This window comes from Halobacillus sp. AWH4_228, assembly GCF_056158365.1.
On sequence record NZ_JBSWTE010000001.1, the window covers coordinates 559,487 to 579,618 of the forward strand.

Annotated in this window: 17 protein-coding genes; 15 read left to right on the forward strand and 2 right to left on the reverse strand. The window is 49.3% G+C overall.

Features of this window, described 5'->3' with window-relative positions; genetic code table 11:
* The first annotated feature begins 225 nt into the window (after positions 1-225).
* From argC to ACXADP_RS02885, 8 genes are all read left to right on the forward strand, one after another.
* On the forward strand, positions 226-1,263 hold the full coding sequence (gene argC / locus ACXADP_RS02850; protein ID WP_474970779.1) for an N-acetyl-gamma-glutamyl-phosphate reductase: 1,038 nt from the start codon (positions 226-228) through the stop codon (positions 1,261-1,263).
* A gap of 21 nt (positions 1,264-1,284) precedes the next feature.
* Positions 1,285-2,511 (forward strand): bifunctional ornithine acetyltransferase/N-acetylglutamate synthase, encoded by a 1,227-nt coding sequence (gene argJ, locus ACXADP_RS02855; protein WP_474969911.1) that lies wholly within the window; start codon positions 1,285-1,287, stop codon positions 2,509-2,511.
* Positions 2,474-3,283: an acetylglutamate kinase gene (gene argB, locus ACXADP_RS02860; protein WP_474969910.1), complete on the forward strand. Its 810-nt coding sequence runs from the start codon at positions 2,474-2,476 to the stop codon at positions 3,281-3,283. Before argJ ends, argB begins: the two co-directional genes overlap by 38 nt.
* Entirely contained in the window at positions 3,280-4,440 is a 1,161-nt protein-coding gene (locus ACXADP_RS02865) for an acetylornithine transaminase (protein ID WP_474970780.1), read from the forward strand. The genes argB and ACXADP_RS02865 overlap by 4 nt, the downstream gene beginning before the upstream one ends.
* Before the next feature lie 98 nt (positions 4,441-4,538).
* Complete coding sequence (locus ACXADP_RS02870) at positions 4,539-5,600, forward strand: carbamoyl phosphate synthase small subunit (protein WP_474970781.1); 1,062 nt, start codon at positions 4,539-4,541, stop codon at positions 5,598-5,600.
* Positions 5,593-8,613 carry a carbamoyl phosphate synthase large subunit gene (locus ACXADP_RS02875; protein WP_474970782.1) on the forward strand — a complete coding sequence of 1,007 codons (3,021 nt, stop codon included), beginning with the start codon at positions 5,593-5,595 and terminating at the stop codon, positions 8,611-8,613. The genes ACXADP_RS02870 and ACXADP_RS02875 overlap by 8 nt, the downstream gene beginning before the upstream one ends.
* Entirely contained in the window at positions 8,610-9,566 is a 957-nt protein-coding gene (argF, locus tag ACXADP_RS02880; protein ID WP_474969906.1) for an ornithine carbamoyltransferase, read from the forward strand. The genes ACXADP_RS02875 and argF overlap by 4 nt, the downstream gene beginning before the upstream one ends.
* A gap of 193 nt (positions 9,567-9,759) precedes the next feature.
* Positions 9,760-10,245, forward strand: a complete 486-nt coding sequence (locus ACXADP_RS02885) for a GyrI-like domain-containing protein (protein ID WP_474969905.1) — start codon at positions 9,760-9,762, stop codon at positions 10,243-10,245.
* A 151-nt stretch (positions 10,246-10,396) separates the two neighbouring features.
* On the opposite strand, the gene ACXADP_RS02890 is transcribed toward ACXADP_RS02885, so the two are convergent.
* The gene (locus tag ACXADP_RS02890) at positions 10,397-11,803 is read right to left on the reverse strand and encodes a Na+/H+ antiporter NhaC family protein (protein WP_474969904.1); all 1,407 of its coding nucleotides are present in this window, start codon (positions 11,801-11,803) and stop codon (positions 10,397-10,399) included.
* 164 nt (positions 11,804-11,967) lie between these two features.
* Between ACXADP_RS02890 and ACXADP_RS02895 the strand changes: the two genes are divergently transcribed.
* The 3 genes from ACXADP_RS02895 (at position 11,968) to ACXADP_RS02905 (ending at position 14,511) form a co-directional block, all read left to right on the forward strand.
* On the forward strand, positions 11,968-12,393 hold the full coding sequence (locus tag ACXADP_RS02895) for an SRPBCC family protein (protein ID WP_474972288.1): 426 nt from the start codon (positions 11,968-11,970) through the stop codon (positions 12,391-12,393).
* Between the two features lie 136 nt (positions 12,394-12,529).
* Complete coding sequence (locus ACXADP_RS02900) at positions 12,530-13,669, forward strand: DEAD/DEAH box helicase (protein WP_474970783.1); 1,140 nt, start codon at positions 12,530-12,532, stop codon at positions 13,667-13,669.
* Between the two features lie 86 nt (positions 13,670-13,755).
* Positions 13,756-14,511: a CAP domain-containing protein gene (locus ACXADP_RS02905; RefSeq protein WP_474969902.1), complete on the forward strand. Its 756-nt coding sequence runs from the start codon at positions 13,756-13,758 to the stop codon at positions 14,509-14,511.
* A gap of 100 nt (positions 14,512-14,611) precedes the next feature.
* Here the strand turns inward: ACXADP_RS02905 and ACXADP_RS02910 are convergent, their stop codons facing one another.
* Entirely contained in the window at positions 14,612-15,229 is a 618-nt protein-coding gene (locus ACXADP_RS02910) for a hypothetical protein (protein WP_474970784.1), read from the reverse strand.
* 93 nt (positions 15,230-15,322) lie between these two features.
* On the opposite strand from ACXADP_RS02910, the gene ACXADP_RS02915 reads away from it, so the two are divergent.
* The 4 genes from ACXADP_RS02915 (at position 15,323) to ACXADP_RS02930 (ending at position 20,104) form a co-directional block, all read left to right on the forward strand.
* Positions 15,323-16,714 (forward strand): amidase, encoded by a 1,392-nt coding sequence (locus ACXADP_RS02915; protein WP_474970785.1) that lies wholly within the window; start codon positions 15,323-15,325, stop codon positions 16,712-16,714.
* A gap of 271 nt (positions 16,715-16,985) precedes the next feature.
* Complete coding sequence (locus ACXADP_RS02920) at positions 16,986-18,158, forward strand: MFS transporter (protein WP_474969899.1); 1,173 nt, start codon at positions 16,986-16,988, stop codon at positions 18,156-18,158.
* Between the two features lie 101 nt (positions 18,159-18,259).
* Positions 18,260-19,546, forward strand: coding sequence for an alpha/beta hydrolase family protein (locus ACXADP_RS02925; RefSeq protein WP_474970786.1), 1,287 nt, complete (start codon positions 18,260-18,262; stop codon positions 19,544-19,546).
* Positions 19,547-19,765: 219 nt separating this feature from the next.
* Entirely contained in the window at positions 19,766-20,104 is a 339-nt protein-coding gene (locus ACXADP_RS02930) for a hypothetical protein (RefSeq protein WP_474970787.1), read from the forward strand.
* The last annotated feature ends 28 nt before the right edge of the window (positions 20,105-20,132 follow it).

Here is a 20,132-nt window from a genome sequence, read left to right on the forward strand (position 1 = left end):
TGTGAATAAAAACAGAAATTTTCAGGAATAGGTGTCAGTTATGCACATGTGGATAACTTTGAGCTGGAAAAGCTGGATGAATTGCAACAACAGCAGTCTATGAGATTACGACACTGTAAAATCGTCAGAATGTGGCAGCTGCCTATTGACAGATGACTTCTAAGGGTTAATAATATTGTAAATATACAGACCTTATCATATTTATACATAAAGGTGGTTTTTTCGTTGAAAGCAGGAATTGTAGGGGCGACAGGATACGGAGGCATGGAACTGTTCCGGATCCTCAGCACCCATCCGCAGATCAGTCAAATAACGCTGTACTCCTCATCAAGGGCAGGAGAAGTTTATGAGGAAATGTTTCCTCAGTTTGCAGGGGGAAGCCGTCATGAATTACAGGATCTTGTCCCTGAAAAGATGAAGGAAGAGCAGGATGTCCTGTTCCTGGCAGCACCCTCAGGAGTGTCGTCGGAACTTACACCTGAACTGCTTGGAGGAAAAGCTAAAATTATCGATGTATCCGGAGATCTGCGCCTGCGGGATCCTGAAGCTTATCAACAATGGTATAAAAAGCCGCCCGCTCCTGTTGAAACCCTTCAGAAAGCTGTTTACGGACTTCCTGAATGGAATGCAGAAGCCATTCGTGCAGCCGGAGTGATCGCTAATCCGGGTTGTTACCCGACGGCTTCTCTGCTCGGACTCGGTCCAGTGATATCCGAAAACCTTGCTGACCCATCATCTATTGTCATCGATGCGAAATCGGGTGTTTCCGGAGCAGGTAAAAATGCCAATCCATTGACGCATTTCGCTCATGCCCAGGAAAATTTCCAGATTTATAAAGTGAATCAGCATCAGCATATCCCGGAGATTGAGCAGCAGCTTTCTGTATGGAGTGGAGACACGCGTCCGGTGACGTTTTCCACCCATCTGGTTCCGATGACGAAAGGAATCATGGCTACGATCTATGTAACATTAAAAGAAGAAAAGACAGCCGAAGAACTGCATTCTCTTTTTCTCAAATACTATGAATCCAAACCATTCGTCCGTGTGCGAAGGCCGGGGGAATTCCCAGCTACGAAAGACGTATACGGGTCCAATTATTGTGATATTGGTGTAACGGTCGACCCAAGAACGAACCGGGTGACCATCGTCAGTGTCATTGATAACCTAATGAAAGGTGCAGCCAGTCAGGCCGTTCAAAATATGAATCTATTATTCCAGCTTGACGAAAGAACAGGACTTGCGCCACATCCTGTCTATCCCTAACTAAAGAAGGAGAGAAATGATTTGATACAAGTGGATAAATCAAAGCAGATGGAAAAAGTAACGGGAGGCTCCATTTTGTCTCCAAAAGGGTACCGTGCAGGCGGGATTCACAGCGGCCTCCGCTACCGTAAAAAAGACTTTGCCCTTCTGCTAAGTGAAACACCAGCTTCTGCTGCAGCCGTTTATACCCAGAGTCATTTCCAGGCTCCTCCATTGAAGGTGACTCAGGAGAGTGTCAATGAAGCAGGGAAACTCCAGGGGATTGTCATTAACAGTGCTGTAGCGAACGCCTGTACAGGAGAAGAAGGTTTGCAGAACGCCTATGAAATGAGAAAAATGATCGCCGGACGCTTTGGTCTGCCTGAACATTTTGTAGCCGTCGCTTCCACCGGTGTAATCGGACAGCAGCTTCCTATGGAGAAAATATCCTACGGGTGTGAAACCGTTGAAGTATCGGAAGAGGGGTACAGCGATTTTCAACAGGCGATTTTAACGACAGATACCTGTCAGAAATCCGCCTGCTATCAGGTGGTGATTGATGGGAAAACCGTGACCATCGGCGGCGCATCCAAAGGTTCAGGGATGATTCACCCGAATATGGCGACGATGCTTGGTTTCATTACGACCGATGCGGCTATTGAACCCGCAGCGCTCCAACGCGCGCTCAGCCAATCGATAGATAAATCGTTCAACCAGATTACTGTGGACGGGGAAACTTCCACGAATGATATGGTTTTGACGCTTGCCAACGGCCATGCGGATAATGAACCGCTTGATGAGGATCACGAAGACTGGGATGCATTCCAAGCGACCCTTCAACTGGTGTGCGAGGATCTGGCCAAGCAGATCGCTAAAGACGGGGAAGGAGCTACCAAGCTCATCGAAGTGAACGTTTCCGGTGCTCGTTCAGATGAAGAGGCACGGATCATTGCTAAGAAGGTAGTCGGCTCAAGTCTTGTGAAGACGGCCGTCTACGGGCTGGATGCCAACTGGGGCCGGATTGTCGGCGCGATTGGTCACAGTGAAGCTGAAGTGAACGCGGAAGCGTGTGACATTTATATTGAGGATCAGCTCGTCTTCAGCAAAGGGACGCCGTGTCCGTTTTCAGAAGAGCAGGCAACGGAGGATCTGGACAATGAAGAAGTGCATATTTCCATACACCTTGATGAAGGAAATGGAGCTGGAACGGCCTGGGGGTGTGACTTAACGTATGACTACGTCAAAATCAACGCCAGCTACCGAACATAAACCAACCATTGTCATCAAACTCGGCGGCAGTATGCTCGATAAGCTGACAGACGATTTTTATGACAGTTTCCAGGAACTCCTTACCCATTACCGCTGCATCATCGTGCACGGTGGAGGACCTGCTATCAGCCGGCTGCTTGATCGTCTGCAGATCCACGGGGAGTTTATTGAAGGGTTGAGGAAAACGACAGCAGATACGATGGAGGCTGTTGAGATGACCCTCGGTGGTACCGTGAGCAGTCAGATTACAGGAAGGCTTGCCGGACGAGGGATAAAGGCTCTCGGTGTGAAAGGATCTGAAGCCGGATTGTTGACCGCTGACTTTGTGGACGAAGCACAGCTTGGTTTCGTTGGAAAAGTGAAAGAGATCGATCCATCCGTGCTCGATCACCTGCTTGAGGGTGGATACGTACCAGTCGTCGCTCCATTTGGAAAAACGACAGACGGACGCACGGTAAACATCAATGCCGATACCGCCGCCGCCGCAGTAGCAAGAGCTGTTCAAGCAGAAAAGCTCCTCTTTGTCACAGATGTTCCCGGTATTTTAGTAGAAGGGGAGCTGGTTGAGGGTACCACCCCGGAGGAAATTAATCAGTACATCCAGGAAGGTGTCATTTATGGGGGGATGATTCCAAAGGTGCAGTCCGCCGTAGAAGCCTTATCGGACCGGCTTCAGGAAGTGTGGATTGTAAGCGGCGGGGATCGTCTTGTACAGGGCAGCCATTTGAAAGGAACCTCCATCCGTTCTGGACGAAAGGAGACCGTATTATGAGTTTATTTCCGACATATAACCGTTTTCCGTTAACGATTGTATCTGGAGAAGGTACAAGAGTGACGGACGATCAAGGAAAGGAATACTTGGATTTTGTATCAGGCATCGCTGTCTGTAATCTCGGACACCGTCCACCCAAGGTCCAGGAAGCCCTTCAGAAGCAGCTCGATCAGGTGTGGCACGTATCCAACCTTTACGAAATTCCTGCTCAGCAGAAAGCGGCGGAGCTTTTATGTGAAGGATCGGGTCTGGATTATGCCTTCTTCTGCAACAGCGGGGCGGAAGCGAATGAAGCGGCTATTAAATTGGCCCGCAAGCATACAGGAAGGGAAAAGATTATTTCCTTCAAACAGTCCTTCCATGGACGGACCTTTGCGACGATGAGTGCGACAGGTCAGGCGAAAATTCAGGAAGGGTTCGGAAGTCTGCTGCAGACGTTCGAATACTTCCCTTACAATGACAAGGAAGCCATTGAGCGCGTTCATGATGGTTCAGTTGCCGCCATCATGGTTGAGGTGATCCAAGGGGAAGGGGGCGTCATCCCTGGTACCACAGAATTTCTGAAGGCAGTTGAAGCCAAGTGTGACGAACTCGGGGCACTTATGATCATTGATGAAGTACAGACAGGGATCGGCAGGACAGGGAAATCGTTCGCCTACCAGCATCATGGTCTGAACCCGGATATCGTAACGACAGCGAAGGGGCTTGGCAGTGGGTTTCCGGTCGGAGCCATGATCGGAAAAGAAGAACTGGCTCCTTCCTTTTCAGCCGGGTCCCACGGCTCTACATTTGGCGGAAACCCGCTGGCTTCTGCCGCTGTGCAGGCGACGCTGGAAGAGATTTTTGTTTCTTCCTTCTTATCCGACGTAGAGGAGAAGGGACGCACGTTCGTCCAAGCGCTCCAAGAAGAGCTTGGCTCTTTAAACAGCGTCAAGGATATCCGTGGAAAAGGATTGATGATCGGAGTGGAGGTGGACACGCCGGCCATTGAGCTCGTCCACTCCCTCAGAGGCAGAGGACTGCTGGCTGTTGTAGCCGGGCCGAATGTCCTGAGACTGCTTCCCCCATTAACGGTGGAAACGGACGAACTGCAGCGGGCGGCCGCTTTGATCAAGGCATCCCTTGTGGAACAGGAAAAAAACCTGCAGAACGCCTAATAGATGAGACGGTGACTTCTAAGCGCCGTCTTTTCCAGACACTCAATGTATAAAAATTCAGTGTATATAATAAATATTCATTCAGCGAGGTGAAGGGCATGGAAAGTTACCTACATTTGCAAGACGGCCGGACATTTAAAGGAAAGGCTTCTTCGACGTTACAAGAACCGATGCAGGGGGAGATTGTTTTCTTTACCGGCATGACCGGATATCAGGAAGTTCTCACAGATCCCTCCTACAAAGATCAGATCGTCGTTTTCACGTATCCACTCATTGGAAACTACGGCATTAATGAAACGGATGAAGAAAGCAGCGAAATTCAAGTGAGTGGAGTGGTCATGTACCAATGCACACAGCAGCCTTCTCACTTCCAGTCGACCCAGTCGCTCGGGGCCTATTTGGATGGGCAGCAGGTGCCCTATCTCACGGGCGTAGATACAAGGGAAGTCACGAAAGCGATACGGGCTCATGGAACACAACAGGCAGTTATGAGTCATCAGAATCATCACGACTTTTCCGAACCGTCTGATCAGCAGATATTCGCTGTACAGGGGGAGACGGTAGAGACGTATGGTGAAGGAAGTCTTCATGTCGCTTTAATCGATTTTGGTTGGAAAAAATCCATCCTGCAGGCTTTGCTGAAGCGCCAAGTGAAAGTTTCGGTTATTCCTTTTACACAGGTTGAATCCGTTCATAAGGTGAAACCAGAGGCCGTCATTTTGTCCAACGGTCCCGGTGACCCGAAAGATGCTTTACCGAAGATTGAACAGATCAAATCCATTCTCGACGAGTATCCGTCCTTCGGAATCTGCATGGGCCATCAGGTCATTGCACTGGCCTACGGAGCGGATACGGAGAAGCTTCCATTTGGTCACCGCGGTGCCAACCACCCGGTCAAAGATGCCGTGACAGGGAAGGTTTTTTTAACGTCCCAGAATCATAACTACGTTGTGAAAAAAGACAGCTTATCACAGACCCCGCTGTCAGAGCGTTTCTTTAATGTGAATGATCGTTCGATTGAAGGGTTGATGCATGATTCAGGACGGTTGATGTCGGCTCAGTTCCACCCGGAAGCCCATCCTGGTCCACAGGATGCGGAATGGTTGTTTGATGATTTCATTAGTCTTGTAGGCAGCAAAGGAGTGAAGGAACATGTCTAAAGTATTGGTGATCGGATCAGGACCCATCATGATCGGTCAAGCCGCAGAGTTTGATTATTCCGGAACACAGGGATGTCTGGCACTGAAAGAAGAAGGTCATGAAGTCATCCTCGTCAACAATAACCCGGCGACCATCATGACGGATTATGATGTGGCGGATAAAGTCTACTGCGAACCGCTGACGGTAGCGAGTCTGGAAAAAATCATTGCGATGGAGCGCCCCGATTCCCTGTTAGCGGGCCTGGGCGGACAGACGGCTCTGAACCTCGCCGTCGAACTGGAAAAGGAAGAAGTATTGAAAAAATATAACCTCACCCTTCTGGGGACAGGGATCTCCTCGATTATGCAGGGAGAGGACCGCGAATTGTTCCGTGCTTTGATGAACGACCTTGATCAGCCGGTTCCGGAAAGTGAGGTCATCACTACGACGGAACAGGCGCGCGTATTCGCTGCGGAAGTCGGTTATCCGATCATCAGCCGCCCGGCCTACACCCTTGGGGGACGCGGTGGTGGAATCGTTCACGATGAGGCAGACCTGGATGAATTGATAGCTACAGGTCTGAAGGCGAGCCCGATTCATCAGGTCATCGTCGAAAAAAGCATTGCCGGATTTAAAGAAATCGAATATGAAATCATGCGGGACCATAAGGGGACGTGTATCTCGGTATGCAATATGGAAAACTTCGATCCCGTCGGTGTGCATACGGGGGATTCCATCGTCGTTGCGCCTTCCCAATCTTTGACCGATGATGACTATCAAATGCTTCGTTCCGCTTCGATAAAAATCGTATCGGCGCTTGAAGTCATTGGAGGATGCAATGTCCAGCTGGCCCTTGATCCAGTAAGCAAGCAGTATTACGTCATTGAAGTCAATCCGCGTGTCAGCCGCTCCTCCGCCCTTGCTTCAAAGGCGACAGGCTACCCGATTGCTAAAATGGCCGCCAAGATTGCACTTGGATACACACTGGATGAGTTGGAGAATCCATTGACAGGATATACGTACGCAAGTTTCGAGCCTGCTCTTGATTATGTTGTCGTCAAATTCCCAAGATGGCCGTTTGATAAGTTTCCACAGGCGGACCGTTCGCTTGGTACGAAAATGCGGGCGACCGGCGAAGTGATGGCGATCGACCGCACGATGGAGGGAGCGTTCCAAAAGGCTGTACAATCGCTCGATACAAAAATTCCTGAAGTGGAAAATCATTGGTACCATCTGCACCAGCCGACAGACCTGCGCTTTTTTGCTATCTATGACTTGATTCGGAAAGGGACGTCGATGGATAAAATCCATCAGGAAACACACATCGATCCTTTGTTCCTTCAAGTCATCCGTCATTTAGTCGATACAGAAAAGGCTCTTGGTACGGAAGGACTGTCACAGCCGCTGCTTCATCAGGCAAAAGTCTACGGGTTTTTGGATGACCATATCGCAGCGCTTGCCGGGTGTACAACAGCCGATGTGGAAGAGGCACGCAAAGCGTATGATATCCAGCGTTCCTTTAAACTTGTCGATACATGTGCAGCGGAATTTGAAGCCGCCACAAACTATGTATACAGTACATTTGCCGGTATGAATGAAATTGCACCGCTGCCTTCAAAAGGGAAGAAGGCGTTGATTCTTGGTTCCGGGCCTATTCGAATCGGTCAGGGGGTTGAATTCGACTATAGTGCGGTTAAGGCGATTGAAAGTCTTCAGAAGCAGGGATGGACGACGATCATGATCAATAATAATCCGGAAACGGTCAGTACTGATTATGAAACCGCCGACCGCCTTTATTTTGAACCGATCCAAAAAGAAATCATCGCTTCCATTGTGGAACACGAAAGCATTGACCTTGTCTTCCCTCAGTTTGGAGGACAGACGGCGATCAATCTGGCTGAAGACTTGGAGAAAGCGGGCCTTCCGTTAGCTGGCGTCCGCGCCGATGTGCTTGATGCCCTGGAGGACCGTGATAAATTTTACGCAGCGCTGAAAAAACTTGGTATCCCGCATGTGGCCGGAACGACCTGTCATTCCAAGCAAGAAGCGCTGGAAGCTGCGGATTCCTATACCTTCCCGCTTCTCTGCCGCCCTTCGTATGTTATTGGTGGTCAGGGGATGGTCATTGTACAGGATAAACAGGAGCTGGAGCAGGCGCTCGCTGAATCGGATGATCGTCATTATCCGATCGTTTTGGACTCTCTGCTCCAAGGGGCGGAAGTAGAGGTGGATCTCGTGTCGGACGGCCATTCGATCTACCTGCCGGACATCATCGAACATATCGAGCCTGGTGGAGTTCACTCAGGCGACAGTATGGCTGTATTCCCATCCACACTGGCAGATGCATGGAAGCAGAAAATCCGCACGTATAGTGAAAAGATTGCGGCGGAATTCGCCTATTGCGGCTTAATGAACATCCAATTTCTCATTCAGCAGGATAACGTGTACGTCCTGGAAGTCAATCCACGGGCAAGCCGTACGGTTCCGATCGTCAGTAAGGTCGCAGATATCCCGATGGTCGACTGGGCCGTCCGTATCCTGATCGATGACGCTGAATTCAGTCTGTCCCAACAGCCGGCTCCCGTTTTTCAGGAGACAGCTGTCAAATACCCGCTCTTCTCCTCCTATGCCATGACGGACCTGGATCATAAGCTTGGTCCAAACATGAAATCGACGGGAGAAGGCATGTGTCTCGGAACAACGGTCGAGGAAGCTCTTGCCAAGGTATTCGCTCATCTCCCTGATCTGTATGACGTGAAGGAAGCGTGTATGGTGGAACTCGAAGGAAGACACGTTCCAGAAGCTTCTGACCTGTCATTCGAGGAATGGATTACGAAAGAAGATGCGGCTGTTTATGTCAATGACCAATCGGGTGAGGAAGCAGAAAAACGCAGAATTACAGCTGTCAAAAACGGCCTGACCGTCATGAGCGAGGCAGCGACCTTTGATGCGTATGTGAAGGGGTTGGAATGCAAAGACCCTGTACCTGTCCCTCTGCCACAGCAATCCCTTGAAGGAGTGAAACCCCTATGAATTTAATGGAACAAATGCACGCAGCTAATGAATCCCTGCACGGCCGTCATCTGCTCACGTGGCTTGATTATACCCAGTCGGATGTCTCGCGGCTCCTGGCGGCCGCCCAGCATGTGAAGGAGAATCCTTACTCGCAGTCCATGAAAGGGAAGACGCTGGGCATGATCTTTGAGAAGTCTTCCACAAGAACCCGGGTGTCCTTCGAAGTCGGAATGGTCCAAATGGGAGGGCACGCCCTATACTTGAATTCAAGAGATATTCAAATCGGTCGCGGTGAAACGATCGCTGATACAGCACAAGTTCTGTCAGGGTATGTGGATGCGCTTATGTACCGCACCACCTCCCATGAGAAACTCGAGGAACTGGCTGCCCATGCTTCTGTCCCGGTCATCAACGGGTTGTGTGATCGCTACCATCCGTGTCAGGCTCTTGCGGACATCTTTACGATTCTTGAAATCAAAGGCCGTCTTTCTGGATTGAAAGTGGTCTATATCGGCGATGGCAACAATGTGGCCCACTCTCTGATGATCCTATCCGCTATGATGGGGATGGAAGTGGTCATCTGTACCCCGGAAGGCTATGAACCGGACAAGGAGCTGACAGAACGGGCACGGGGGCTGGCCGGCAAATACGACGGGAAAGTGACGATCGAACCGGATCCCAAGCGGGCCTCATGGAAGGCTGATGTCATTTATACAGATGTCTGGGCAAGTATGGGGCAGGAGGACGAAGCGGAGGCCCGCCTTCAGGACTTCAACGGTTACCAGGTCAACGATGCATTGTTGAAGCAGGCAGCTGACGATGTCACCTTTCTCCACTGCCTTCCTGCCCACCGGGGAGAGGAAGTGACGGCCGACGTCATTGATGGAAGCCATTCGGTCGTTTTTCAACAGGCGGAAAATCGTATGCACGTGCAGAAGGCGGTTCTGCAGGCGGTTATCGGCTGGAAATAAAAATGACATAAATGCTCCTCCCTGCACCGTAAGATAAAGGAATGGAACTTTATACTTTATCTTACGCCAGGGTGCATAAAAAGATAGTCGAATGGCTGCGAATATCATCGAACGAGTTATTTCTACAAGGGATTACAAGGTTTCATGTGGAAGTAGTCAAAGAGAGATCAAAATCAAAAGGAGTGGCCATGCAATGAGTGAGCAAGTGACAACAGCAGTGGAACCTAAGGTCGTTGAAAAGCCCCATTTCAAGGTGGTCGGTGTCTCTTGTCAAACGATGATGGATGAACGTGCCATCAAGGTGCCGAGGCTGATGGAACAGTTTCATACGATGAAACTGCCGAAAGTGAAGAACCGTGTCCACGCCCCCCGGTCGATCGGAATGTTTGTAGACCCGCCGAATTGGAATGAATCCAGAGATGCTTTTTATTGGATTGCTGCCGTGGAAGTTGAGAGTTTTGAGAAGATTCCACAGGATATGATTACTAAAACCGTCCCTGCTCACACGTACGCCATGATCGATTATGACCCTTCTATTCATGACTTTGACCCGTATACGTTTCTTCATCAATGGATTGTAGAAAATGGATATCAGCAGGTGGAAGGATTCGGCTTTGAGGAGTATCAGCCTTACACGGGACAGGAAACAAGATACTGCCTCTATCTGCCAATCAAATGAGGCTGGAAAACCACTCCGGCTCCCCGGTGTTTAAGCTGGATAAAATGTGGATTACCGCTCGGCTTTCTGCCGCAGTCGTCACCAAATGAGACTCAGAAAAAAAGGAGCTGATCTGTTTAAGCGGATCAGCTCCTTTTTTGTGCTTCAATGTTCAAGTCAGAAAGAAGGAAAGCATGAAATAGAGAACAGCGGCAGCACCGGCGGCAATGAGAGCGGGACGGAGCTTGAACCGGGCGTACTTCATAGGATTCAAATCCAGAATACCGGCCGTCGTATTCGTATCGTCACTTAATGGAGAAGCAAAAGCTCCGAACGTACCACTTGCAAAGACAGCTCCGATCACCATAGGAAGGGAACTGTCGGCGGCAGCAGCAATGGATACTCCGACAGGCATGAGGATGCCCCACGTCCCCCAGGAAGACCCAATGAAGTAGGAGATGCCGCAGCCTGCAATAAATGTAATCACGGCGACAAATCCTGCAGGGACCCAGGAAAAGGAGGAGGAAATCGTCTCCGCAAAACCAAGCGCTTCCGAGCCGGTGCTCAGCCCCCATACCATCGCAAGGAGGAGGATGACGCCCATCATATCATTCCCGCCGGCAATTAAGCTGTCCATCATTTTTTTCAAAGATTCCGACCGCAGCTTCAAATAGATGACAAAGGCTGTTAACGTAAGCACAACCGCAAGGACCATGGCATCAAGCACATTGGCGTTGATCAGAGCATCAAGCCCCTGGCGGCCGGCTTGAACGCCGAGACTGTACATGAGTAGAAAAGTCAGGAGAATGACGCTGATCAAAGGGACAATCAAATGCCACGGTTTGGCAGGAAGATCTTTCGTTACGGCCGGGTGGCAGTCCTCCCATTGATCATCCTCCGTCTGTTCCTCATGATTTTCAGCATCAGTGGCAGGCGTCTTATTTTTATGAAAAAAACTTAGATAGAAGCCTACCCCGAGCATTGCAAAAGCGAAAAAGTTGTAGGGAATGCTTTGGATGTAAAGGCTGTAGGCATCTCCCTCCAGTCCCGCCTGTTTGAGTGATAATTCGATGACGGAGGTCATGTAGCCGACGAAGGCTGTAGCGATCGGAATCAGGACGACGAGGGGGGAGGCGGTCGTCTCGATGACAAATCCAAGCTCCTGTTTCGTCATAGGGATGGATTTTCTTAGAGCTTTCATGACAGGTCCGATCGTGACGATCCGGAAGCTTGGGGCGCTGAAGGTTCCGACAGAGGAAATCCAGGTCAGCATGAAAGCTCCCCGCTTATGTTCAATCCGTTCGGCCGCCTCCTGCACAAATCCTTTAATCCCGCCTGACATTTTAATCAGACCGATCAAAGCAGAAAAAGCATATAAAAACAGGATAATTTTAATGTTGCTTTCATCCTTCAGGCCGTCAATAATGAAACCGAGAGCCGTCAACATCCCTCCAAGCCAGTGGAAATCCATAATATATCCGGCAACAACAACCGCGAAGAGGAGACTTGGAACGACCTGCCTGGTCCATATGGCTGCGAAGATGACAACGATAAATGGAAGGACGGATAACCAGTCCATCATCGGTCCCCCTTTCAAACCTCTATTTTTCGTAGGTTGTGTGTTTCCACACGTGTTATACCTCCAGGAGCGGGAGAAATGGAATCATCATCTGGAAAAAGGGGGACGGGCCTTTTGTGGAGAATAGGAAAAGGAGAGAGAAAGGAGGAAGGCTATTGAGTTTTATGACCCAGACGGTCCTGATTGAACGGCCGGTAGAAGAAGTGTTCCAAGCTGCCGTGGATTTTTCCAACAGTCCGCAGATTATGGAAGCGGTCGTTGGGGTGGAACTGCTGAGTGATGGCCCTGTAAGAGAAGGGTATAAATTCAAAGAGACGAGAGAGATTAGAGGCAGGAAGGTCTCGGCGGTCATTGAGGTCACCGCCTTGGAAGAAAACCGGTCGTATTCGGTGAAAAGTGTACAGAGTGGTCTTGACCTGCGTTACCATTATCAGTTTGAACCGGCGCCGGGAGGAACGCAGGTGGTCTTCAAGGGTGAATTGTTCACACAGGGACTGCGCAATACGCTGACCCGCCCGTTAATCAAACAGATCATTAAAAAAGAAGACCAGGATCATCTGCAGCACTTGAAGAAGTTTATCGAATCTTAAACGCAATCATGCTATACTGGAAGTAAGCTGTGGATCACACATGAAGGCCTCTCCATCAAACGAATTGGGAAGAGGCCTATTTTTTATACCGTGAATCATACACAACGTTTTTCAGATAGAAAGGAACGAATAAATCATGACAGATAAACAACAGGAATGGCTGGAGAGCTTATCTTCCTCTACGAAACAGGCATGGGAGGAATCCGGCTTTGATTCGTGGACAGCTGTGCAGGAAGCGTCTCTTCCTCCTATTTCAGCGGGGGAGGATGTGCTGGCAGAAGCACCGACAGGAAGTGGGAAAACCCTTGCCTATCTCCTTCCACTGATCGAGAAAATCGACAGCAGCCAAAAGCATACGCAGATCCTTCTCCTTGCTTCTTCCCATGAGCTGGTGATGCAGATCCACCAGGAAATTCAAAAGTGGACGAAGGGAAGCGGGATTACGAGCACGACGTTGATTGGCGGGGCGAACGTGAAACGCCAAATCGATAAATTGAAAAAGAAACCGCATATGGTGGCAGGGACGCCCGGGCGTGTCCATGAGCTCATCCAGAAAAAGAAATTAAAAGCTCATGAAGTAAAGGCTGTCGTTCTTGATGAAGCGGATCAGCTCCTTGTCCCTGAACACAAAGAGACGATCAACCATATTTTAAAAAGCGTCCAGCGCGATACGCAGAAGCTGTTATTCTCTGCGACTCTTCCAGACGAAGTCATCGACCTGGCGCAGACATTCATGGATGAGAATGCCGAAGTCATCCGCATTGATGAAGAGATGAAAAAGCCACAAGTGACCCACCATTATATCGTCAGTGAAGATCGGGAAAAAATTGAAGTGGTCCGGAAGCTGGCCCACACCGAAGGGTTTACCGGACTAGCCTTCATGCAGGATATCGCCAAACTGAACGTGATGGCTGAAAAGCTGGTTTACAAAAAGCTGGATCTTGGTCTCCTTCACAGTGATGCGAAAAAAGAACAGCGTGCAAAAGCGGTCAAGGAGTTCCGTAACGGGACTTATCCATTATTGATGGCGACAGATGTGGCCGCGAGAGGACTGGATATCCACGAAATCAATCACGTCGTCAATCTGGATATTCCGAAGGACCCGAGTTCTTATGTGCATAGAGCAGGAAGGACCGGCCGTATCGGGGCAGTGGAAGGACGCGTCGTTTCCATCGTCAACCCCGTGGAAGAGAAGCGTTTGAAAAAGATGGCTAAAGACCTTGATATTCCGTTAGAGGAAAGTATCATCTATAAAGGCCGTCTGCAGACCCGGTAGCAGACAGCGGGAAAGTTGCCTTTTGAAGGGGAGCATGGAATACTGGAAGTAGAATCATACCTTCACAAACCAAGGAGAGAATCATCATGATAAAGAAACTTGTCCTCTTTTCAGCCGCCTTGTTTGTCATTATTGTTGCAGCTACTCCTGTCTCTGCTCAGGACCTTTTTAAAGAAGGGCCGAAAGCCTCTTATGAAAAAGTCAGCCAACATATTCAGGGATGGGTGCAGGAAACCGATTTTCAAAAAGAAGTGGAAGGATTCCGGTCCGACCTTCAGGACTTCTTTACGTTTATAGATCAAATCGAATGGACCTACCCGGATGAGTCTCCGTCGGAACAGGACGGGGAAGGGGAACAACCTTCAGCTGAGTCTTCCTCCTCTGCTCAACCGGATGGAGAGGACGAAGCCGAGCCGACAGCGGAAGTGCAGGCGCTGGACAGCTACACCCCCGGTGAATATGAGCGGGAAGTCGTTGTCCTTGTCAATAAAGAGCGGGCTGAAGAAGGTCTGCCGCCTTTAGAAATGCATGATCGATTGAGCGGCATGGCCGATGTGAAATCCCAGGATATGGCGGATAAGAATTACTTCAGTCATGAATCGCCGACATATGGAAGTCCGTTTGATATGATGGATCAGTTTGACTTCTCCTACCTTGCTGCTGGTGAAAATATTGCAGCCGGACAGCGGACACCGGAGGAAGTAGTGGAAGGCTGGATGAACAGTGACGGTCACCGGGCCAACATCCTTCATGAGGATTTCACTCATATCGGAGTGGGTTACGTAGAAGGGCAGGGCAGGTTCGGTACGTATTGGACCCAGTTGTTCATGAAGCCGAGATAAATGTGAACAGGAAAGGCTGCCGGGAATGTTCCCGGCAGCCTTCTTTTTTCGTCTGCGGTGTGGAAAATAAATGTGTACTTGTTACGCTGTAAGTATGGAATCATGAAGGTTCGTTGCGTTGGACACGGTGGAACTTCCCTTTCACCGTTGACTGGTCCGTTTGTTCTTCTGCAGCTGCCCACGTATGGATGGAATAGAAAAGGTACATGATCAATGCGGTGGTCCCTGTCGTCATAAACGTGATGGATACAGGGTCTCCCTGTACATAACCGGCGGCTTGGTGATAAAAGTAGAAGAGCATACCTGTAACGATCAAATAGGCGAACTTTTCCATAGAGGTTCGTTTCCGCAAAAAAGGAGCCGGGATCAAAAGAGGAGACCAGAAAAGCAGCGCCGCCCAAAATGACAGGCTCAGATGGATGCCCGTCCATATGGAGGACGGTGCCTCTTGGGCCGGGAAGTCGTATGCGGCGGTGGTGCCTGCCAGAAAAATTGCTGCGGTTACCGGCAGGCAGGAGACCGTAGGAAGCAGCTGTTTCCAGGAATGGCGGAACCAGCTCCCCCTTTTTGTAGTGTATCCAATCAAAGCCGGGGCTGCACCAAAACAGAGAAACGTCCGGATCAGCTGAAGCAGTCCTTCCTGATGGGTGAAACTGATAAACAAGGACAAAATCATGAGAGCGGCCGCATACGCCGTCCAGAAGATGTTAGGATGCACACCTTTTCCCTCCTCTTTTGTTTGTTTTACTTTACCCTGGCATAAAGGGGACAAACCTGTACATATTCAGGAAAGTATAAAGGAGGAAACATAATGGAACACCGTGAACTTTACCGTTATGATGCGTGGGAGCTTCGAAAGAAACTCCTTCAGAAAGAATGGAAAATTGAAGAAGTGATCGATCACTACCGGGCTGTCATCAACCGGAAAAACCCGGATCTGAACGCTGTTGTTCATCAAATCGAAGAGCCTGTGAACACCGATGGTCCATTTATGGGGCTCCCCTTCTTAATTAAAGATTTGAATGTCGTGAAGGGCCATCCGTTAACATATGGATCCAAAGTGATGGAAGGATTCAAGGCTGGATGGGATGATGAATTCGTCAAGCGCTTTAGAAAAGGAGGCTTGACCATCATTGGAAAGTCCAACACCCCTGAATTCGGCTTTACACCAGCGACAGAGTCTGTCCATCTCGGGTTTACGAAAAATCCGTGGAACAAAGATTTCTCACCCGGTGGATCGAGTGGTGGAGCTGCAGCGGCCGTCGCATCAGGGATGGTTCCTTTCGCCCACGCCAGTGACGGTGGAGGCTCGATCCGGATTCCTGCTTCCAACACCGGGTTGTTCGGATTCAAGCCGACAAGGGGGCGGACTCCATTCTCCATGCACTTGAACAGTTTTGCGGTAAGTCATGGGGTGACTAAATCTGTCAGGGACAGTGCAGCCCTGCTTGATATTTTAGAAGGCCCGCAAAAAGGGGATCTATTTGCCACTCCTGCGCAGGGAAAACCTTATGCCGGCCTGGATCATCGCGATCTGGGCTCCTTGAAAATCGGATATATGGCTGATTTCGGCGACGTTATGCCGATCAGTCAAGATGTTCAGGAAGCCGTAAATAAAACAGCACGGCTGTGCGAATCACTCGGTCATCACGTTGAGCAGGCGTACCCGGACATTGATTTGAACAAGTTTATGGATGCTTTTGTCGTCGTGTGGGTCGTAGGAGGCGCATTGGCCGTGAAAGAAGCGGCACAGATGAATGGGAAAACGGCAGACCGTCACAGCGTAGAACGGATGCTTTCCACCCTTATTGAAAAAGCAGAAGGTTATTCAGCTCTTGATTATGAAAAAGCACGTCTCTATCTGGCGGCTGAAAGCGCGAAATTCCATGCGTTCTTTGAGAAATACGATGTTCTCCTTCACCCGGTCAATGCTTCTTCCGCGCTTCCGCTCGGCTGTTATAACGGGGAAGAGAAGACGATTGATGAAATCCTTGCTGTTTCAGCGGCCTATGCCCATCTGGCCCCGGCAGCCAATGTGACGGGGCTCCCTGCGATGAGTGTGCCGCTGTATTGGAAAGAGAACCATGTGCCTGTCGGTTCCCACTTCACGGGCCGGTTCGGAGATGAAAAGACGCTCTTTAAACTGGCGGCGCAGCTGGAGGAGGCGGAGCCATGGTTCCACCGATATGAAACATTAATATAATAATGAAGGCTGGTGGATTCTCCCGCCAGCCTTGTTTGTTTTTATAAATCAGGTCATCTTCATCTCTGTATGCCGTGTTTTAAGGTTTCATGAGTGGTGGATAACCAGGAAGATAAAGGATATTCACAGGAAGAGGAGATCATTTTTCTAAAATAATAGTAAGAAATTTTATAAAAAAACGGTTACATAGAAGATTGGAGTTTTACTAAAAAAAAACCGGGGTATTTCCTGAAAATGTTCCCATACAAAAGACGATCAGGAGGTACCACACATGAAGAAAGGGAAAAGTTTACACGCTTTAATCATTTTAATGTTTACTCAATTTATATCAGGCGGGGTGACCAACACCAAAGGGATTGTCCTTGACCAGGTGGAAAATGATCTGGGTCTGGACATGAGCCAGTTTGGTCTTGTCGTTTTAATCTTCCAGCTTGGCTTTACGCTTGCCAGTGTCATCATTGGATATTACACAGACAAAAAAGGTCTGCGTACGATGACCATCATCGGCTCGATTATTATGGGTCTTGGATTCCTGGGGACAGGTCTTGCCCCCAATATTATGTTTTTCCTCGGTTTTTATATGATTGTCGGTTTTGGTCTTGGAGCGCTCGGGGTAGCTTCCAACGCCATTGTTCCCGCCGCTTATCCAGAAAAACAGAACCAGATGTTCAACCTTGCGATGGGTGTTTATGGTCTTGGGATGGTGATCTTCCCACAAGTATTGAACTTCCTTTTCCAATTCGCGTCCTGGAGATACTTTTATCTAGGCATTGCGGTTTCACTGGTTGCTGTCATTATCTATATCACAAGTGTAGCCTTCCCTTCAGGGAAAGCGGAAAAAGTCGATTTGAAGGCTTTTATTCCGATGCTGAAGGATGCTCAATTCGTTTTCCTTATGATCTTTCTCGTCTTTCAAGTATCGGCGGAAGTGTCCTTTACAAACTTCTTCCCGGTCTACCTCAAATCGCTTGATTTAGGAGGCATGGCAACGGCAGAGAAGGAAGATCTGGTAGCGGCTATTCTATCGATTTTCTCTGTTTTCTTCATGGTTGGAAGACTCGCAGCCGCCTATATTACCAAATGGGTGAACGAGCGGGTGATCCTGATCAGCTTTTCGGCAGGGGCGCTGCTGATGGTCGGTATCAGTTTCCTTGTAGCGGAAAGCTTCCCGTATCTTTTCGCAGGAGCCGGCCTGTTCTTCTCAGCATTGTTCCCGACAGCGACAGCGTTTGGGACGCAGATGTCCAAAACCAGCGGTTCTGCCTTAGGACTGATCTATATTGCCGCCGGTATTGGCGGGGGTATTGCCGGTTACATTGTAGGCCTGGCCTCTGAAATTTTCGGAATGGCCGGTGGATTCAGCATCGTGCTCGTATTCCTCGCCCTTATGCTGCTCATGACCTTCTTTATGAACAGCAGCAAATCCCGTCAGCAGCAGGCTTGATGTTTACTCCGTCTCCTTGAAGAGACGGAGTTTTTTTATTGATGTTGTGATATTCACTTGAATTTCCTGTAAAATTTAAGAAAGGAAAGGGTGGGAAATCAATGGATAAGTGGGTAGGGGGCATCTTTCTGGTCGTTCTTTTCTTAGTTGGATGTCAAACGGGAGAAAAGGGAGAAGATCAAAGGAGTGTTGAAATGCTGGAGGGGAGATGGGAAGGTTCCATTGAAGTGCCGGGACAGCCGCTGGGCATTGTTATACATATGGATAAACAAGAAGAATGGCAGGGAACCATCAGCATCCCTGCCCAAAACGTGGAGGATTTCGTCTTGTCCGATATTACGGCAGGCGGGGAGGAAGTGGCTTTCACGATGCCGGTACCGGGTCAATCCATTCAATTCAATGGACAATTAACAAACGGGGAGCTTGCGGGGACATTTACCCAGGGAGGACAGTCCTATCGTTTCCAAATGCAGAAAAAAGAAGCGGCCCCTGAAGAAGAGGGGGAGTTTCTGAGTATAGAGATGGATTCCGGCACCCTCTACGGGGAGTTGGTGATGCCTGAAGGGTTGGAACAGGCGCCGGTGGCTCTGCTCATTCCAGGATCAGGCCCGACGGATCGTAACGGAAATTCGCAGGGCATGCAGGGGAGGAATGACAGCCTGAAAATGCTTGCCGCGACACTTGCGGAATCCGGGATCGCTTCTGTTCGCTATGATAAGCGGGGCGCGGGGAAGAACCGTGAGGCCGTTATGGATAATCAAAACATGAGGTTTGAGGTGTTTGTTCATGATGCCAGCCAATGGATCGACAAACTCTCCAGGGATGACAGGTTTACGAAAACAGCGGTCATCGGGCACAGTCAGGGATCACTTGTCGGCATGATGGCCGCTGAGGGCCATCCGGTGGACGCTTATGTCTCCCTTGCAGGCGCCGGCCAGCCGATTGATCGAGTGCTTGAAAACCAGCTCGAGGAGAGTCTGCCAGAGGATTTATATAAGGAAAGTCTGGATGTGTTGGAAAAGTTGAGGAATGGAGAGGATGCCGGGAGGGTGAGTTCTCCCCTGCAGAGCTTATTCGCTTCTGACCTTCAGCCGTTTCTCCGTTCTTGGATGAGCTATGATCCAGCCGGCCGGATCAGTGAGCTGGATATGCCGGTGCTCCTTGTGAACGGTACCCATGATGTTCAGATTCCGGTAGCGGAAGCTGAGCGTTTAAAGAAAGCGGCACCGGAGTCGGAGCTTCTTCTGGTGGAAGGGATGAATCATGTATTGAAGGAAGCTCCTGAAGACCGTGAAGGAAATCTGGAAACATATACAGACCCGGACCTTCCGCTGCCGGAGTCCTTCACTGATCCATTGATCACTTTTTTACAGAACAACGGTTTTTGATAATCATGATGAAATCCACTCAATGCCAGACGATTTTCTATAACAGCATAGCTGCCTTTCTTCTAATATCTTTTGAAGCAGTAACCTGCCTGGCCCATTTTAACAAGCAGGCAGGAGACGGCTGGCGATGACACCAACACAAGAAAAGAGGGATTTTTTATCATTGAAAGTTCAGATCTTATTATGCAACTCTATGTCTATATAGGTTATGGCGGGCTGATGACAGGTTTGATGACTTACCTGATTATACGAGGTATTATTAGAAAAAAGCCCTTTGGTGTATGGATCATAATCTTTGCAGGATTCACAATAGCTTTCGGGATTTCAACTATCCTCACGGGCATTTTCGACATCCAATCAACAAAGTCTATCCTCCAAACTGACGAAAGTGGAGTTTTATTAGACCAGTTAACACCCAACAGCATCAGCCTGCCGGTATTATATATATTCCTCAGCATACAAACCCTTTTGGGATACACTCTTACCCGCAAGCATGAAAAGGAAAAGGCTGCCCGAAAAAAAGAAAAACAGGACCGGCCGGTCAATGATAAAGTATGAAAAAAGCATGGAAGGAACCCTGGGGTTC

What these genes read in the sequence shown, in the direction of transcription:
- argB (WP_474969910.1), top strand. Translation starts at nt 2,474, where the DNA reads ATGACTACGTCAAAATCAACGCCAGCTACCGAACATAAACCAACCATT.
- ACXADP_RS02865 (WP_474970780.1), top strand. Translation starts at nt 3,280, where the DNA reads ATGAGTTTATTTCCGACATATAACCGTTTTCCGTTAACGATTGTATCT.
- ACXADP_RS02870 (WP_474970781.1), top strand. Translation starts at nt 4,539, where the DNA reads ATGGAAAGTTACCTACATTTGCAAGACGGCCGGACATTTAAAGGAAAG.
- ACXADP_RS02875 (WP_474970782.1), top strand. Translation starts at nt 5,593, where the DNA reads ATGTCTAAAGTATTGGTGATCGGATCAGGACCCATCATGATCGGTCAA.
- argF (WP_474969906.1), top strand. Translation starts at nt 8,610, where the DNA reads ATGAATTTAATGGAACAAATGCACGCAGCTAATGAATCCCTGCACGGC.
- ACXADP_RS02885 (WP_474969905.1), top strand. Translation starts at nt 9,760, where the DNA reads ATGAGTGAGCAAGTGACAACAGCAGTGGAACCTAAGGTCGTTGAAAAG.
- ACXADP_RS02890 (WP_474969904.1), bottom strand. Translation starts at nt 11,803, where the DNA reads ATGGACTGGTTATCCGTCCTTCCATTTATCGTTGTCATCTTCGCAGCC.
- ACXADP_RS02895 (WP_474972288.1), top strand. Translation starts at nt 11,968, where the DNA reads ATGACCCAGACGGTCCTGATTGAACGGCCGGTAGAAGAAGTGTTCCAA.
- ACXADP_RS02900 (WP_474970783.1), top strand. Translation starts at nt 12,530, where the DNA reads ATGACAGATAAACAACAGGAATGGCTGGAGAGCTTATCTTCCTCTACG.
- ACXADP_RS02905 (WP_474969902.1), top strand. Translation starts at nt 13,756, where the DNA reads ATGATAAAGAAACTTGTCCTCTTTTCAGCCGCCTTGTTTGTCATTATT.
- ACXADP_RS02915 (WP_474970785.1), top strand. Translation starts at nt 15,323, where the DNA reads ATGGAACACCGTGAACTTTACCGTTATGATGCGTGGGAGCTTCGAAAG.
- ACXADP_RS02920 (WP_474969899.1), top strand. Translation starts at nt 16,986, where the DNA reads ATGAAGAAAGGGAAAAGTTTACACGCTTTAATCATTTTAATGTTTACT.
- ACXADP_RS02925 (WP_474970786.1), top strand. Translation starts at nt 18,260, where the DNA reads ATGGATAAGTGGGTAGGGGGCATCTTTCTGGTCGTTCTTTTCTTAGTT.
- ACXADP_RS02930 (WP_474970787.1), top strand. Translation starts at nt 19,766, where the DNA reads ATGACAGGTTTGATGACTTACCTGATTATACGAGGTATTATTAGAAAA.